The sequence below is a fragment of the Stenotrophomonas sp. AG209 genome, assembly GCF_003550055.1.
Lineage (GTDB): Bacteria > Pseudomonadota > Gammaproteobacteria > Xanthomonadales > Xanthomonadaceae > Stenotrophomonas.
Genome location: NZ_QXDB01000001.1, coordinates 1,442,559 through 1,457,680 on the forward strand (window position 1 = coordinate 1,442,559; position 15,122 = coordinate 1,457,680).

The 15,122-nt window shown below is 66.5% G+C and carries 18 protein-coding genes; 6 read left to right on the forward strand and 12 right to left on the reverse strand.

What is annotated here, in order from left to right:
- The first annotated feature begins 23 nt into the window (after positions 1-23).
- Positions 24-407, forward strand: coding sequence for a hypothetical protein (locus DFO63_RS06700; RefSeq protein ID WP_232289652.1), 384 nt, complete (start codon positions 24-26; stop codon positions 405-407).
- A gap of 29 nt (positions 408-436) precedes the next feature.
- Here DFO63_RS06700 and DFO63_RS06705 read toward each other — a convergent pair whose 3' ends face one another.
- From DFO63_RS06705 to DFO63_RS06715, 3 genes are all read right to left on the reverse strand, one after another.
- Positions 437-784 carry a DUF1304 domain-containing protein gene (locus DFO63_RS06705; protein WP_014038168.1) on the reverse strand — a complete coding sequence of 116 codons (348 nt, stop codon included), beginning with the start codon at positions 782-784 and terminating at the stop codon, positions 437-439.
- 34 nt (positions 785-818) lie between these two features.
- Positions 819-1,742, reverse strand: a complete 924-nt coding sequence (locus DFO63_RS06710; protein ID WP_049442988.1) for a hypothetical protein — start codon at positions 1,740-1,742, stop codon at positions 819-821.
- Positions 1,743-1,821: 79 nt separating this feature from the next.
- Positions 1,822-3,150, reverse strand: a complete 1,329-nt coding sequence (locus tag DFO63_RS06715; protein ID WP_119006994.1) for an MFS transporter — start codon at positions 3,148-3,150, stop codon at positions 1,822-1,824.
- A gap of 284 nt (positions 3,151-3,434) precedes the next feature.
- Between DFO63_RS06715 and DFO63_RS06720 the strand changes: the two genes are divergently transcribed.
- The gene (locus tag DFO63_RS06720) at positions 3,435-4,835 is read left to right on the forward strand and encodes a serine hydrolase domain-containing protein (RefSeq protein ID WP_075676850.1); all 1,401 of its coding nucleotides are present in this window, start codon (positions 3,435-3,437) and stop codon (positions 4,833-4,835) included.
- 168 nt (positions 4,836-5,003) lie between these two features.
- On the opposite strand, the gene DFO63_RS06725 is transcribed toward DFO63_RS06720, so the two are convergent.
- The gene (locus DFO63_RS06725; RefSeq protein WP_119006639.1) at positions 5,004-5,762 is read right to left on the reverse strand and encodes an SDR family oxidoreductase; all 759 of its coding nucleotides are present in this window, start codon (positions 5,760-5,762) and stop codon (positions 5,004-5,006) included.
- A 114-nt stretch (positions 5,763-5,876) separates the two neighbouring features.
- Between DFO63_RS06725 and DFO63_RS06730 the strand changes: the two genes are divergently transcribed.
- The gene (locus DFO63_RS06730) at positions 5,877-6,770 is read left to right on the forward strand and encodes a LysR family transcriptional regulator (RefSeq protein WP_119006640.1); all 894 of its coding nucleotides are present in this window, start codon (positions 5,877-5,879) and stop codon (positions 6,768-6,770) included.
- Positions 6,771-6,889: 119 nt separating this feature from the next.
- Here DFO63_RS06730 and DFO63_RS06735 read toward each other — a convergent pair whose 3' ends face one another.
- Positions 6,890-7,408: a hypothetical protein gene (locus DFO63_RS06735; protein ID WP_032130057.1), complete on the reverse strand. Its 519-nt coding sequence runs from the start codon at positions 7,406-7,408 to the stop codon at positions 6,890-6,892.
- A gap of 111 nt (positions 7,409-7,519) precedes the next feature.
- Between DFO63_RS06735 and DFO63_RS21950 the strand changes: the two genes are divergently transcribed.
- On the forward strand, positions 7,520-7,891 hold the full coding sequence (locus DFO63_RS21950) for a hypothetical protein (protein WP_147416398.1): 372 nt from the start codon (positions 7,520-7,522) through the stop codon (positions 7,889-7,891).
- Positions 7,892-8,183: 292 nt separating this feature from the next.
- Here the strand turns inward: DFO63_RS21950 and gcvH are convergent, their stop codons facing one another.
- From gcvH to nudE, 7 genes are all read right to left on the reverse strand, one after another.
- Entirely contained in the window at positions 8,184-8,579 is a 396-nt protein-coding gene (gene gcvH / locus DFO63_RS06740) for a glycine cleavage system protein GcvH (RefSeq protein ID WP_006464497.1), read from the reverse strand.
- 93 nt (positions 8,580-8,672) lie between these two features.
- On the reverse strand, positions 8,673-9,785 hold the full coding sequence (gcvT, locus tag DFO63_RS06745; RefSeq protein WP_119006641.1) for a glycine cleavage system aminomethyltransferase GcvT: 1,113 nt from the start codon (positions 9,783-9,785) through the stop codon (positions 8,673-8,675).
- A gap of 155 nt (positions 9,786-9,940) precedes the next feature.
- Positions 9,941-10,243, reverse strand: a complete 303-nt coding sequence (locus DFO63_RS06750) for a DUF962 domain-containing protein (RefSeq protein ID WP_119006642.1) — start codon at positions 10,241-10,243, stop codon at positions 9,941-9,943.
- 107 nt (positions 10,244-10,350) lie between these two features.
- The gene (locus tag DFO63_RS06755; RefSeq protein WP_049442981.1) at positions 10,351-10,680 is read right to left on the reverse strand and encodes a YnfA family protein; all 330 of its coding nucleotides are present in this window, start codon (positions 10,678-10,680) and stop codon (positions 10,351-10,353) included.
- Positions 10,677-11,516 (reverse strand): nucleoside triphosphate pyrophosphohydrolase, encoded by an 840-nt coding sequence (mazG, locus tag DFO63_RS06760; RefSeq protein ID WP_049442980.1) that lies wholly within the window; start codon positions 11,514-11,516, stop codon positions 10,677-10,679. The genes DFO63_RS06755 and mazG overlap by 4 nt, the downstream gene beginning before the upstream one ends.
- A 13-nt stretch (positions 11,517-11,529) precedes the next feature.
- On the reverse strand, positions 11,530-12,333 hold the full coding sequence (gene cysQ, locus DFO63_RS06765; RefSeq protein WP_014038179.1) for a 3'(2'),5'-bisphosphate nucleotidase CysQ: 804 nt from the start codon (positions 12,331-12,333) through the stop codon (positions 11,530-11,532).
- Positions 12,330-12,893 (reverse strand): ADP compounds hydrolase NudE, encoded by a 564-nt coding sequence (gene nudE, locus DFO63_RS06770; protein WP_005418435.1) that lies wholly within the window; start codon positions 12,891-12,893, stop codon positions 12,330-12,332. Before nudE ends, cysQ begins: the two co-directional genes overlap by 4 nt.
- Positions 12,894-12,970: 77 nt before the next feature.
- On the opposite strand from nudE, the gene bioA reads away from it, so the two are divergent.
- Both bioA and DFO63_RS06780 read left to right on the forward strand, forming a co-directional pair.
- Complete coding sequence (bioA, locus tag DFO63_RS06775; RefSeq protein ID WP_049442979.1) at positions 12,971-14,362, forward strand: adenosylmethionine--8-amino-7-oxononanoate transaminase; 1,392 nt, start codon at positions 12,971-12,973, stop codon at positions 14,360-14,362.
- The gene (locus DFO63_RS06780) at positions 14,353-15,090 is read left to right on the forward strand and encodes a 16S rRNA (uracil(1498)-N(3))-methyltransferase (RefSeq protein ID WP_049442978.1); all 738 of its coding nucleotides are present in this window, start codon (positions 14,353-14,355) and stop codon (positions 15,088-15,090) included. The genes bioA and DFO63_RS06780 overlap by 10 nt, the downstream gene beginning before the upstream one ends.
- Positions 15,091-15,122: the final 32 nt, after the last annotated feature.

Sequence of the window (15,122 nt, forward strand, 5' to 3'; positions counted from 1 at the left end):
CCATGACAACCACAGAACTACTGGTGCGCCTGGCAGGCATTCACAGTCTGGGGTTTGCCGCCTTCCATCTGGCGTTCTGGCGGCTGTTCGGCTGGAAACGCGAGCTCGCCCAGCTCGGCACAGCCAACCGCGCGATCATGCAGATCCTCAATCTGCGCGTGATCTATGTGTTCCTGGGAATGGGGCTGATCGCGCTGATCTTTGCCCCGGACCTGGTCGACACTCGTCTGGGGGTGGTCCTGCTGGGCTTCATGGCGGTGTTCTGGGTGGGCCGCGCACTTGAACAATTCGTCTTCCTGCGCATCAACGACTGGCGCGTACACCTGCTGACGGGCCTGTTCGTGCTGGGTGCGGCACTGCATGCCGTGCCGATGTGGCTGGGCTTCATGCGCGCCATCAGCCGCTGAGCGGCGACGCCTGCCAGCACGCGCCGACTTCAGAGCGCTCGCAACACCAGCGCCAGGATCGCCGGCACCGCCTGGATCATGAAAATGCGGCGGCTCACGCTGTAGGCGCCATAGCACCCGGCCACCACCACGCAGGCCAGCGAGAACGTCACCAGCACCGGCTGATCGATCACCAGCCCCACCACGATGCCCGCCGCCAGGAAGCCGTTGTAGAGGCCCTGGTTGGCCGCCAGCACGCGCGTGGTCTCGGCCTTCTCCGGCGTGTTGCGGAAGGTCTTCAGGCCCAGCGGGCGGGTCCACAGGAACATTTCAAGCACCAGGAAGTACAGGTGCAGCACAGCGACCAGCACGGTCAGCAACAGGGCGATCACTTGCATATCAAATCCAGCCTCCAGATGGTGATGGTGATGGTCAACGCCGCATTTCTGCACCCTTGGGCGACCAACCTCTACGCGGTGTCCCATCAGGGTACGGAAGCGCCAAGGGCCCCGTCTCCACGACGGATAATGGCGAGGAGAGTTCCACACCTACTGGCTGGACCACCACTTTCCGCAGATGAACCCTTGGATGCTGCGACAACCGTTCCAGCATGTTCTCGTCAGAGCCGCGCCCTCCTGTTGCCCGAACGATCACCAACTGGATCCTGCGATAGCGACGCAGCAATTGGATGATGACATGGCAGCAATCACTGCAAGGGCGTCGCTCCGTAAAAAGATACAACACCCCCTCCATCCGCCTCCAATGGGAGAACCGGTAGAGCCGCCGAAGTGCCAGATCAAAGTAGTTGAGCAGCAGGAACTCCGAGTCGTGGTAGACCGATCGCTTGTGCGGGTACCCTGCACACTGATCGGCATGACGGAGTTGCTCCTCGCCTCCGCCAGGGCCCTGCCGCCTCTTCTGACCTCCCCTGCCGGCTCGAGACCCGCCTTTCAACCGCCCCGCGGTGAGTTGGGGAACAGCACTCAACCAGGCGTCTGGCTTCAGGTCATTGCTGCGGCGAAGGACGTTCAACTTTCCGTGTGTGGTGCGGGTAAGAACATCAAATTCCAGATCGCGTCGGGCTGCATCGACCACCCTCGCCAACGCTCGGGAGCTGGGGCCGATAACGTGCGGAAAGATGAGCCGACCGCCAAATCCACGCGCCGAGAAGTTCATCAGCCCGAGGTTGCCCTTGAGCCATCCTCCGACATCCTCCTCCTCATCAAGGGCGTTGGCGAAGAGCGTTCTCTCCAGATTCCCATTTCGTAGCTGGCTGACCAGCTCCAGTACCGAAAACACCCATGCTTCCAACTGAGCCTCGTCCAGAACGTGGTCCTTCGTGCTCCCCTTGATCATCCCACTCTCCCCGAAACCAGACAATCAACAACCCTGCATGAGCCTATAGTTGCACGGCCTTCAAGCATCAATCGGCGCTCTATCGATCACGCGGCAGCTTCTTTTCTTCGCGCAGCACGCCGAACGCAGCCAGGGTCATGAAGCCGGCCACCAGCACGCCGCCGATGAACACCACGTGCGAACCGAACAGGGTCAGCGCCTTGTGGACCCAGGTGAAACCCAGGTCCGCGCCGCGGTACACCACGGTATCGATCGCCGCGCCGGCCTTGTAGCGCCACTGCCGGTCCACGCGCGTGTAGATCGTCTCGCGTGCCGGCTTGGCCAGCGCGAACTCGCTGGCACGGGTCATCACCTGCACCACCGCGACCATCAACGGCATCGGCGAGGCTGCCAGCACCGAGAAGCCGATCAGGATCGCGAACCCGGGAATCAGCAGCGCCGGCGCGATGCCATGGCGTGACAACAGCCAGCGGGTCAGGCCCACCTGCATCAGCAGCGCCAATGCATTCACTGCCAGATCGATGCGCGAGAAGAACGCGGTACTGGCCGCCGGGTCGGTGAAGGACGCGCGCACGATGCTGGCCTGCTGGTTGTACAGCAGCGTGCCGACGCCCACGCCGAACACCACCATCACCGCCAGCCAACGCAGCAGCGGCTCGCGCACGATCAGTTTCAGGCCGTCGAGCACGCTGCCGCCCATCGGCTGCTCGCCGGAGACCAGTTGCTGTTCGCGCTCGCGCAGCACCGCCCAGTGACGCAGCCGCCAGATGCACAGCAGGCACACGACCAGGAACCCTGCCGAGACCAGCATCAGGTTGGCGATGCCCACGCGCTGCACCAGCGCACTGGTGATCAACGGGCCCAGGAAGGCTCCCAGGGTACCGGCGGCGCCGATGTAGCCGTAGTAGGCACGCGCCTGCGCATTGGAGAACACATCGGCCATGAAGCTCCAGAACACCGCCACCGCAAACAGGTTGAACACCATGACCCAGAAGAAGAAGGCCATGCCCCGGCCGGGTATGCCGCTGTCGAACAGCACGTAGAACCCCAGCAGGGTGACGATGAAGAAGCCATACACCGCCGGCAGGAACACCCGCCGCGGGAAGCGGCTGACCAGCCAGCCGTACACCGGCTGCAGCGCCAGCATGATCACGAACACGCAGGAGAACAGGAACTGCAGGACGAAGTCCTTCAACGCGACGCCGTGGCTGGCGAACCAGGCGATCAGCACGGGCGGGAACACCGTTTCCAGGTCCGCCGAGGCGGCCATGGCCTCACGCACCGGGCGCAGCACGTAGTAGCCGCTGAGCAGGCAGAAGAAGTACAGGAACGACCACCACAGCGCCGGCGACTCGCGCAGCGCCGCCGTCAGGCCTCGCAGCGGCCCCTTGCCCGGTGCAGCGCTCACGCAGCGCCCCTCGCCCACAGACGGCGGTTGGACAGCAGCATGGCAGGCTCCGGGGCAGTGAAGCGCGTACGTTAGCCAATGCACCGCAACATCGCCAGCGTGACGCGCCCCCGCGCCTGCGGATGGGCACGACGACCGGCCGGGATGACACGTTCCGATACACACTTTCGGGGCATCAAAATTCCAACTTTTTCAACAAGATGCGCATTCATCTTCGCTTTGTTTGTGCACAGGGGAAAAGCGGCGCTAGAATCGCCATCAGCAGTCGCGCACGGGTCCAACCGATGAAAAAGAACAGCCTGCGTCGTCCGATCCGTTCGGCGGCCACCGGTTTGCTGGGCATGTTGATGCCCGTTGCATTGTCCACCACCGCGCAGACACCGCCGGCATTGCCGCCGATGCCGACCAACATCGAATCCGCGACGGCTCCCACCGTCGCCCACACCCAGCCTGCGGCCTACCGCACCGGCCTGGTGCCGCACGTCCAGGCGCCGGCGGCTGGCTTCAACGTCGCCAACATCGAATCGATGGCGCAGCAGCTGACCTATGGCGAGCGCGTGCCAGGCATGGCGGTGGCGATCGTGCAGGGCGGCCGCATCCTCAGCGCGCGCGGCTATGGCGTCACCGACGTCAACAATCCGCTGCCGGTCGATGCGCACACCGTGTTCCGCCTGGCCTCGCTGTCCAAGGCCTTCGCCGGCACCATGGCCGGCCTGCTGGTCAACGACGGCACGCTGCGCTGGGACAGCAAGGTCACCGATTACGTGCCGGGCTTCCGCTTGAACTCGCCGGAAGCCACCGATCGCCTGACCGTGGCCGACGTGCTCAGCCATCGCGTCGGCCTGCCGTACAACGCCTACGACCGCGACATCGAAGGCAACGCCGAGTACTACTCGCTGACCCAGAAGCTGGCCAACACCAGCCTGAAGTGCCTGCCGGGCGACTGCTACGCCTACCAGAACGTGGCCTTCAGCCTGATCGGCGACGTTGTCTATGCGGCCTCCGGCAGCTTCTACGAGCAGTCGGTCGAGCGCCGCATCTTCAAGCCACTGGGCATGAACGATGCCAGCCTCGGCCTGGCCGGCATCCAGGCCAGCTCGCGCTGGGCGCGCCCACACGTGCGCAGCCGTAACGGCTGGGTTTCGCTGACGCCGAAGCCGACCTACTACCGCGTTGCTCCGGCGGCCGGCGTCAACGCCAGCGCCAGCGACATGGCGCAGTGGCTGCTGGCCCACACCGGCCATCGCCCCGACGTACTGCCGGCCCCCCTGCTGGCCACCCTGCATTCGAGCCTGATCAACACCCCCGGCGAGATGCGTTCGGGCTGGCGCCGCGAGCGCCTGCATTCGGCCGGCTACGCACTGGGCTGGCGTACCTTCGACTACGCCGGCCACGACGTGGTGTTCCATGCCGGTGCCGTGCAGGGCTATCGCGGCCTGGTCGCACTGGTGCCGGAACGCGATCTCGGCATCGCCATCCTCTGGAATGGCGAAAGCGGCCTGCCCAGCGGCCTGCTGCCGACCGTGCTCGACTCCGCGCTCGGCCTGCCGGCGCAGCGCTGGCTGGACGTGGACACTGACTTCGGCAGCGACAACCTGATGGCCGAGGGCGCCAGCCCGGCGCAGCAGGACAAGCGCAAGGGCAAGGGCGCCTCGGGCAATCGCGCGGTGGCTTCGCCGCGCTGATCAGCCGGGCTCGACAGTGAGCATGAAGGGCGGCCTGCGGGCCGCCCTTTTTGTTGGCCGTTGTAGCGTCGAGCCCTGCTCGACTGTTCGTGCAAAGCAGTCGAGCACGGCTCGACTCTACAGACACGAAGAAGCAGTCGAGCACGGCTCGACGCTACACATGCGGGGCTAGTGCGCGAAGTAGTGCATGCCGCCGTCCACCGGAATCACCGCACCGGTGATGTAGGCGGCCAGCGGCGAGGCCAGGAACGCCACCAGCGGCGCCACTTCCTCAGGTTCGCCGAAGCGTCCGATCGGGATGTTGCGGGCGATGAACGCGCGTCGGCTTTCCTCGGTGGGGTGCAGGCGGTCCAGGATCTGCGCGCTGTTGATGCGCCCCGGTGCAATCGCGTTCACCGTGATGCCCTGCCCGGCCACCTCCGACGACAGGCCCTTGCTCCACAGGTGCAATGCCGCCTTCGCCGCGGTGGCGGCGTTCACCGCCCGCGGTTCCATCGAACCGCTGAAATTGATCACCCGTCCCCAAGCCTGCGCCTGCATGCCGGGCAACAGCGCCTGGGTCAGCCGTCGCGCGGCGGAGAAGTTCAGGGCAATCGCTTCCTCCCAGATATCGTCATCGGCATCGACCGTGGTCGGCCGGGAACCGCCTGCGGCATTGACCAGGATGTCGACACGTTGCAATGCCTCACGGGATGCGTCCGCGATGCGCCGGACGTCGCCGGCAACCGTGACATCGCCAGCCACGATGACAGGTGTGGCGCCGCCTTCGGCTTCGATCCGCGCCGCCAGCGCCTGCAGGGGCGCCCGCTGCCGCGACGTGATGGCAATGCGCACGCCCTGGGCCGCCAGCTGCCTGGCGACGGCGGCACCGATGCCGCTGGCCGCGCCCGTCACCAACGCGGTACGGCCTGCAAGATTCAAGTCCATGGTGTTCTCCTGTCAGCATGGCCGGCACATCCGGCCCGTGCACGACATGCTGTTTGATCACCCCTGATTGATAAACTCCGCGCAGGTTTCAGCATTCAACACCCGGGGTGTCAGATGAACCTGCTGGAAAGCATGCAGGTCTACGTGCTGATCGTGGACAAGGGCAGCCTCAGTGCGGCAGCCGCGGCGATGGACATCTCGGCGACGATGGCCGGCAAGCACCTGCGAGCATTGGAAGCACGGCTGGGCATGCAGCTGTTGAGCCGTACCACGCGCCGCCAGCACATGACGCCGTTCGGCGAAGACTATTACACCCGCTGCCGGGAGATCCTGCGCCTGGTGGAGGAAACCGACGCGCAGGCGCAGCACCAGCACCTGGCACCGGCGGGCACGCTGCGCATCAGTGCACCGGTGATCTTCGGCACGCATGCGCTGGTACCGGCACTGGCCGAGTACATGGGGCGCTATCCGGATGTCCGGGTCGACGCCACGCTGACCGATCGTGTGGTCGACCTTGCAGAAGAGGGCTTCGAAGCGGCGCTTCGGATCGGCACGCTGGCCGACAGCAGCATGCTGGTGGCGCGTGCGCTGACCCCTTATCGCCTGATGATGTGCGCCTCGCCGGCGTACCTGGCCAGGCATGGCACGCCACTCAGCGTGCAGGCACTTGCCGGCCATCAATGCCTGTCGTTCGAACCCAGCGCACTTGCACAGTGGCTGCAGGCCGATGCTGGCGGGCTCGACCGCGTGCCCGATGGCAGGCTGCAGATCAACAATGGCGAAGCCCTGCGTTCGGCGGCGCTGCAGGGTCTGGGCATCGTCCTGCAATCGACGCTGCTGCTGGCCGGCGATGTCGAGGCTGGGCGCTTGGTGCAGCTGCTTCCAGAACACGGCCAGGCCGGTCGGCCGATGCACGTGGTCTATGCGCACGACCGTTACCACTCCACCCGCCTGCGCAGCTTCCTCGACTTCCTGGTGGAGCGCTTTCCAGCGGCGCCGCAGGGCTAGCGCCGATCGTCAGCAAAACAGTCGAGCCTGGCTCGACGCTACAAACGGCCCATAAAAAAACCCCCTCCCCGCTGGGCAGCCAGGGAAGGGGGTTTCAGGATGCGGCTATCGGGAAGTACTTAGATCAGCGGCGCCGGGGTTGCCGGCAGAGCGACCGGAGCGGCCTTCTTCTTGCGGGCGGCCGGCTTGCGCTTGGCAACCTTCTTCGCTGCCTTCTTCGGGGCAGCCTTCTTGGTGGCCTTCTTCGCGGTCTTCTTTACTGCCTTCTTGGCGGTCTTCTTGACGGCCTTCTTGGCAGTCGCCTTCTTTGCGACCTTCTTGGCCGGCTTGCGGGCCGTAGCCTTCTTGGCAGTCTTCTTGGTGGCCTTCTTGGCTACCTTCTTGACGGCCTTCTTCGCGGTCTTCTTGACGGCCTTCTTGGCAGTGGACTTCTTGGCTACCTTCTTCGCCGCCTTCTTCACTGCCTTCTTCGCAGTGGTCTTCTTGGCGACCTTCTTCGCAGCCTTCTTCACTGCCTTCTTGGCGGTCGCCTTCTTCGCGACCTTCTTCACTGCCTTCTTGGCAGCGGCCTTCTTCGCGACCTTCTTCACCGCTTTCTTGGCGGCGGGCTTCTTCTTCGCAGCTTTCTTGGTTGCCATGGGATGGCTCCTCGTCAGTGATAGGGAGTTGAAACGCCCAGTTGGATCAAACCCGCGGATGCTGCGTGCGGGGACCGCCGGCGCGTCAGGCGCGCCGTTACGGATGCGGCAATGCCCGCCTCGATCGGCGGAGCGGGCATCGGAACGGGAGTTGCCTTGCATTTCTCCGGGGGAAGCGGGGCCATGTCCACCGTCATCAGGGTCGCGGTGGTCTTGAAGGGGCTGCTTCGCATCGGACGATTGATTCTGCGCACTCGGTTGGGCAGGCAAGGTCTGCTGAGGCGAAACCTAATCACGGTTTTTTTTACTGTCAACAACCCCCGCGAAAAATTTTCACATCCGCGCCGTCCCGGGCGCCGCCGGCGCCACCACTCTGCACGGCCTGCAACGACGGCGGAAGCGGCGCGCACGCGCGTTGCCTGCATCGATGCCAATGCAGGCGTTGATCAAAAAACACTTGAAATAAGCACTCCGCGCAGATAGGCGCAGGTTGGGCACAACAGCGCACGCGCAACGTCGATGGTCACCGGCACCGCCGCCAACGCCAGCACAACGGCGCCGCAACGGGGGGCGAAAAGTTTTCACATTCGAACGCTTCGGCGCGGGGCTGAAACGCGGATTTGCGCAAAACTGCGCACGCCCATCGGCACCGTTCGTCTGTCGGCTGATGCCACGCCGAGGGTGCGCAGCGAACCCCGCGTCATGAGTCCGACGCGGTCGCCAAAACAAAAACGGCCACCCGAAGGTGGCCGTTCCAGAATCCGGAAACGACGACTCAGTGGTCTTCGTTCTCCAGGGCTTCAGCGTACGCGTCCGGGTCCAGCAGCTCGTTGACCTCTTCGGCGTTGGTCAGTTCGACCACGAACATCCAGCCTTCGCCGTAGGCATCTTCGTTGATGGTTTCCGGCTTGTCGGACAGGGCCGAGTTGACCTCGACGACCTTGCCGCTGATCGGGCTGTAGACGTCCGAGGCGGCCTTCACCGACTCGACGACGGCGATCTGCTCGCCGGCCTTGGCGTCGGCGCCGACTTCCGGCAGTTCGACGTAGACCAGGTCACCCAGCAGGCCCTGGGCGTGGTCGGAAATACCGACGGTGACGCGGCCATTGCCTTCGACACGGGCCCACTCATGGGACTTGAGGAACTTGAGGTCGCCGGGGATCTCGCTCATGGGACTGCTCCAGAGATATGCAGGGGTGGAAAAAACGGGGCTAGTGTAACCAACCGGCCGCCACTGCTGTCAGTGACGACCGGCACGTTCGGATCAGGCGTCGGCGAGCACGCCGGGCTGGGCCTGGCCTTCGCGCACGAACGGGAACTTGACCACGCGCACCGGCACCTGCCGGCCGCGGATGTCGACGGTGACCTCGCCGAGTTCACCGGCCGGCACGCGGGCGAAGGCGATGCCCTTGGCCAGGGTCGGCGAGAAGGTGCCGGACAGGATCTCGCCCTGGCCGCCTGCGGTGGTCACCGCCTGGCCGTGGCGCAGCACGCCCTTCTCGTCCATCACCAGGCCGATCATCTGGCGCGCGGTGCCGGCGGCCTTCTGCGCCTCCAGCACGTCGCGGCCGATGAAGTCGCGGCCTTCATCCAGCGACACGGTCCAGGCCAGCGCCGCTTCATACGGGCTGATCGCTTCGTCCATGTCCTGGCCGTACAGGTTCATGCCGGCTTCCAGGCGCAGGGTGTCGCGCGCGCCGAGCCCGGCCGGCTTCACGCCTGCCGCCAGCAGGCGGTTCCAGAAGGCGACCACGGCATCCTGCGGCAGCAGGATCTCGAAACCGTCTTCACCGGTGTAGCCGGTGCGGGCGACGAACAGCTCGACGCCGTCGTCGGACTGCGCCTGCAGGGCGGCGAAGCGGCCCAGCTTGGTCAGCGCTGCACGGTCGACTTCGCGGGCCAGGCCGATCACGATGTCGCGCGCCTGCGGGCCCTGCACGGCGAGGATGGCCAGGTCCGGGCGCTGCTCGACGGAAACGCCGAACGGTGCCGCCTGCTCGCGCAGCCACGCCAGGTCCTTCTCGCGGGTGGAGGCGTTGACCACCATGCGGAAGAAATCGTCGCCCAGGTAGTAGACGATCAGGTCGTCGATGACGCCGCCGCGCGGGTTCAGCATGCACGAGTACAGCGCCTTGCCGGTCACCTTCAGCTTGTCGACCGAGTTGGCCAGCAGGCGGCGCAGGAACGGCTTGACCTGGTCACCGCGCAGGTCGACCACGGTCATGTGGCTGACGTCGAACACACCGGACTCGCGGCGCACCAGGTGGTGCTCGTCCAGCTGCGAGCCGTAGTGGATGGGCATGTCCCAACCCCCGAAATCGACCATCTTGGCGCCAAGGGCGCGGTGGGTATCGTTGAGCAGCGTCTTCTGGGTCATGACCGGATCCGGCAGCAGAGGAAACAAGAATCCCCATTATCCCAGATCGGTCGCCCGCAGGCGTGCCGCAGCGCAGCGGTTCGTGGAAGCGGAAGCGCGGCCCGCCCCACCCTTTCCCTTTCGGGCGAGGCAATGGCTTCCCCCGCAACCGCCTGCTACAGGCGCACCCGCCCGCGCAGGATGTCGGCGAACATCACCCAGTCACCCATGAATGAATACAGCGGATGCCGAAAGGTCGCCGGGCGGTTCTTCTCGAAGAAGAAATGACCGACCCAGGCGAATCCGTAACCGCAGAACAACGCGGCCAGCAGGAGCAGCGGCTGGCCGCGCAGCACGGCAGCAGCCACCAGCAGCAGCACTCCGCAGCTGCCGATGAAATGCATTCGCCGCGAGACCGGGTGGCGGTGCTCGCTGAGGTAGAACGGGTAGAACTCGCGGAAGCTGGCGAAGCGGGACATGTGCGTGCTCCGGGGCCGTGGTCACTGCCATCATGCGCCTTCCGCGGAGGCGCCGCTGCGCGCTTGCCGGGCGTGGCCCGGCGGCCGTTGTAGAGCCTGGCTCGACGTTACACCGGGGGCGTGCGTGGACCGAACATGATCACCGCCATGCCGGCCAGGCACAGGGCTGCACCGAACAGGTCCCAGCGGCTGGGGCGGATGCCGTCGACCAGCCACAACCAGAACAGCGCGGTGCCGATGTAGACGCCACCGTAGGCGGCATAGACCCGTCCACTGGCGGTGGGGTGCAGGGTCAGCAGCCAGGCGAACAGCGCCAGGCTGGCCGCCGCCGGCAGCAGCAGCCAGATACTGCCGCCCTTGCGCAGCCACAGCCACGGCAGATAGCAACCGATGATCTCGGCCAGCGCGGTCAGCAGGAACAGGCCGAGCGTCTTCACGCTTTTTCCGCTGCCTTGGCGTGCTGCCACAGTGCTTCCTGCGCATCCAGGTCCAGTGCGGCCAGCGCCTCGCCCTGGGCGGCGGCCTGCGCTTCCATCGCGCGGAAGCGCCGCTCGAACTTGTGGTTGGCCCCGCGCAGTGCGGCGCCCAGATCGATATCGGCGTGCCGGGCAAGGTTGGCGCAGACGAACAGCAGGTCGCCCAGTTCTTCCTGCAGGCGCGCCTTGTTGCCGGCGATATCTCCGCGCTCGAATTCCTCGCGCAGCTCCTGCAGCTCCTCGGCCGCCTTGTCCAGCACCGGCAACGGGCCCGGCCAGTCGAACCCGACCTTGGCCGCGCGCGACTGCAGCTTCACGGCGCGCTGCCATTCCGGCAGGCCACGCGAGATACCGGCCAGTGCGGAGGTGTCCTGCTCGCCCTTGGCGGCACGCTCTGCGCGCTTGATCGCCTCCCAGTTGCGCATCACCCCATCGGCATCGTCGACGCTGACATCGGCGAACACGTGCGGGTGACGGCGCTGCATCTTGTCGCTGATCGCACGGGCGACCTCGGCGAAGGCGAATGCCCCCTGCTCCTCGGCCATGCGTGCGTGGAACACCACCTGCAGCAGCAGGTCGCCGAGCTCGTCGCAGAGATCGTCCAGGTCCCCCCGGTCGATCGCATCGGCGACCTCGTAGGCTTCCTCGATGGTGTACGGCGCGATGGTCGCGAAGTCCTGTTCCAGGTCCCACGGGCAGCCGCCCTGCGGATCGCGCAGTCGCGCCATGATCGACAGCAGGCGCTCGAGTTCGTTGCTGGCGGCACTGCCGGTGGTGGGGGTATCGTGCGCGCTCATGCGGGCTCCAGGTTCAGTCGGATAACCAGTCGCGCCACGGCAGACTGGTATCACCAAGGGCAATGAAATCGCCGTTCAACAGGGTCTCGCGGCGGTTGTAGCGGAAGGGCTTGCCGGTCGCCGCCGACAGCACCGCGCCACCGGCGGCATGCAGCACGCACTGGCCGGCGGCGGTATCCCATTCAGAGGTCGGGCCGAGCCGCGGATAGACATCCAGGCCGCCTTCGGCAATCCGGCAGAATTTCAGCGACGAGCCCTGCGCGATGGTCTCGATGCGGCCCATGCGCGCCAGCAGCGCCTCGGTTTCCGGCGAGCGGTGCGAACGGCTGGCGGCGACGCGCAGCGGAGCAGTGGCCGGCGTGCGGGTACGCAGCACGGTGTCGTGCAGGCCCTGCCGCCGATAGGCAAGTTCACCGCGCATGGCATGCCAGACGATGCCGGTGACCGGCGCCAGCACCACGCCGAAGGCCGGCGCGCCCTGGTAGATCAAGGCGATGTTGACGCTGAACTCACCGTTGCGCTTGACGAACTCGCGGGTGCCGTCGAGTGGGTCCACCAGCCAGTAGGCGCCCCAGTGGCGGCGCTGCTCCCAGCCCACCTGCGCCGATTCCTCGGACAGGATCGGCAGGTCCGGGGTCAGCTGGCGCAGGCCCAGCTCAATGACCTGGTTGGCGGCCAGGTCAGCGGCGGTGACCGGGCTGTTGTCGTCCTTGATCTGCACGTCGAAGCCATCGGCATACACCTGCATGATGGCCTGTCCGGCTTCCTGGGCGATGGCGATGGCGGTCTCGCGCAGGTCCGTCGTCAGCTTGATCATCGCGTTCCCTGCAGCCACTGGCGGGCAATGAACAGCGCCGCCAGCGAGCGTCCCTCGGAGAAGTCCTCGCGCAGCATCAGCTGGTCCAGTTCGGCCAGCTTCCACGGCACCACTTCCAGCTCTTCGGGCTCGTCGCCGGCCAGTTTTTCCGGGTACAGGTCGCGCGCCACCACCAGCCACGACTGGTGGCTCATGTAGGTCGGAGCCAGGGTCATCGCGCGCAGCACGTCGACCCGGCGCGCGCCATAACCGGCTTCTTCCTTCAGTTCGCGGTCGGCCGCCTGCTCAGGCGTCTCGCCGGCATCGATACGGCCCTTCACCAGCCCCAGCTCGTAACGGTGCATGCCGGCGGCGTATTCACGCACCAGCAGCACGGTTTCGTCATCGAGCATCGGCACCACCACCACCGCACCGTGCCCACGGCTGACGAGGCGCTCGAAGCGGCGGCGTTCGCCGTTGGAGAACTCCAGGTCCAGGTGCTGGCGCTGGAAGGGGCCGTTCTCCTCATCGGTGATCCGATGGATGATCGGCAAGCGACGGCCGGCACGGTCATCGTTCATGCGGAATCTCCGCGGCGCCCGGCGGCTGCGCCGGGGCCGATAGAATGTGCAGGCAGCAACATGTTCATGAGCCCGAAATGCTAGCAGACCCAACCCCCTCCCCGCTGGCCCGCCACTGGCGGCAGCGCGACCTGCAGGTGCTGTGGCACCCGTGCACGCAGATGCGTGAGCATCCGGACACCCTGCCGCTGGTGCCGATCGCCCGTGGCGAAGGTGCCTGGCTGATCGACCACGACGGCAACCGCTATCTGGATGCGGTGAGCAGCTGGTGGACCAATCTGTTCGGCCACGCCGAACCACGCATCGGTGGCGCCATCGCCGCCCAGGCCGGGCAGCTGGAACAGGTGATGCTGGCCGGCTTCGGCCACGAGCCTGCGATCACCCTGGCCGAACGCCTGCTGGCACTGGCCCCCCGCCAGCCCGGCCGCGCGCCGCTGGCCAAGGTGTTCTATGCCGACAATGGTTCAGCCGGCGTGGAAGTGGCGCTGAAGATGGCCTTCCAGTATTTCCAGAACCGCGGAGAGCCGCGCCGCACGCGCTTCATCGCGCTCGAGAATGGCTACCACGGCGAAACCCTGGGCGCGCTGGCGCTGGGCGACATTCCGCTGTATCGCCGCGTCTATGCACCGCTGCTGGCCGAAGGCCTGTTCGCACCCTCGCCCGATGCCTACCTGGCCGAACCCGGCCAGAGCGCGGCCGATCGCGCGCGGCAGGCAGCCGATGGCCTGGCCACGCTGTTCGACCAGCACCCGGGCGAGATCTGCGCGGTGATCCTGGAACCGCGCCTGCAGTGTGCCGGCGGCATGCGCATGCATGACCCGGTCTACCTGCAGCGCGTGCGCGAACTGTGCGATGCCCATGGCGCGTTCATGATCGCCGACGAGATCGCCACCGGCTTCGGCCGCACCGGCACCCTGTTCGCCTGCGAGCAGGCCGGGGTGATGCCGGACCTGATGTGTCTGTCCAAGGGACTGACCGGCGGCTTCCTGCCGCTGGCCGCGGTACTGGCGACGCAGGCGCTGTATGACGCCTTCCTCGACGACTCGCGCGAGCGCGCCTTCCTGCATTCGCACAGTTACACCGGCAACCCGCTGGCCTGCGCCGCAGCGCTGGCGACGCTGGACATCTTCCGCGACGACGATGTGATCGCGCGCAACCGGGGCATCGCCTCGGTGATGGGCACGCTGGCGGCACCGTTTGCCGACCACCCGCACGTGGCCGACGTGCGCCAGGCCGGCATGGTGGTGGCCTTCGAGCTGTCGCGCGACGGCGACAAGCGCACGCCGTTCGATCCGGGCCTGCGGCTGGGCCTGCAGGCCTACAAGGCCGCGCTCAAGCGCGGCGTGGTGCTGCGCCCGCTGGGCGACGTGCTGTACTGGATGCCACCCTATTGCGTGGATGACGAACAACTGGAGCTGCTGGCACACACCACGCTGGCGGCCATCGACGAGGCGATTGCATGCGCGTGACCCGCTGCCCCATCGACCTGGCGCTGCACAGCGGCCAGACCGTGACCCTGCCGGAAGAGACCGCCAACCATCTGGTGCGGGTGATGCGCCTGCGCGAGGGAGACACCTGCGTGCTGTTCAACGGCGACGGCCATGACTACAGCGCCACGCTGACCGTGGCCGGCAAGCGCGAAGTGCAGGTGCGCATCGACGCGGTGCAGGCCATCGACAACGAATCGCCGCTGGCGATCACCCTGCTGCAGGGCATCGCCCGTGGCGAGAAGATGGACCTGATCCTGCAGAAGGCGACCGAACTGGGCGTGGCCTCGATCATTCCGGTCAACGCCGAGCGCACCGAGGTGAAGCTGGATGCGGCACGGGCCGAGAAGCGCGTGGCGCACTGGAACAACGTGGTGACCTCGGCCTGCGGCCAGTCCGGGCGTGCGCGCATTCCGCAGGTGGGATCCCCGCTGTCGCTGGCGCAGGCTGCGGCGGCGCTGCCAGCCGATTCGCTGCGGCTGACCCTGGATCCGCAGGGGGCGCATCGCCTGTCGACGCTGGAAGCCGCTCCGGCCGGCGGCATCGTGATTGCGATCGGCCCGGAAGGCGGCTGGTCGCCGCGCGACCGCGATCAACTGGCCGCGGCAGGATTCCAGGGGCTGCAACTGGGGCCGCGGATCCTGCGCACGGAAACGGCCGGGCTGGCCGCGATCGCGGCGTTGCAGGCGCGGTTGGGCGATCTGGGGTAATGCTGGTTCGTGGTAGTGCCGGCCGCTGGCCG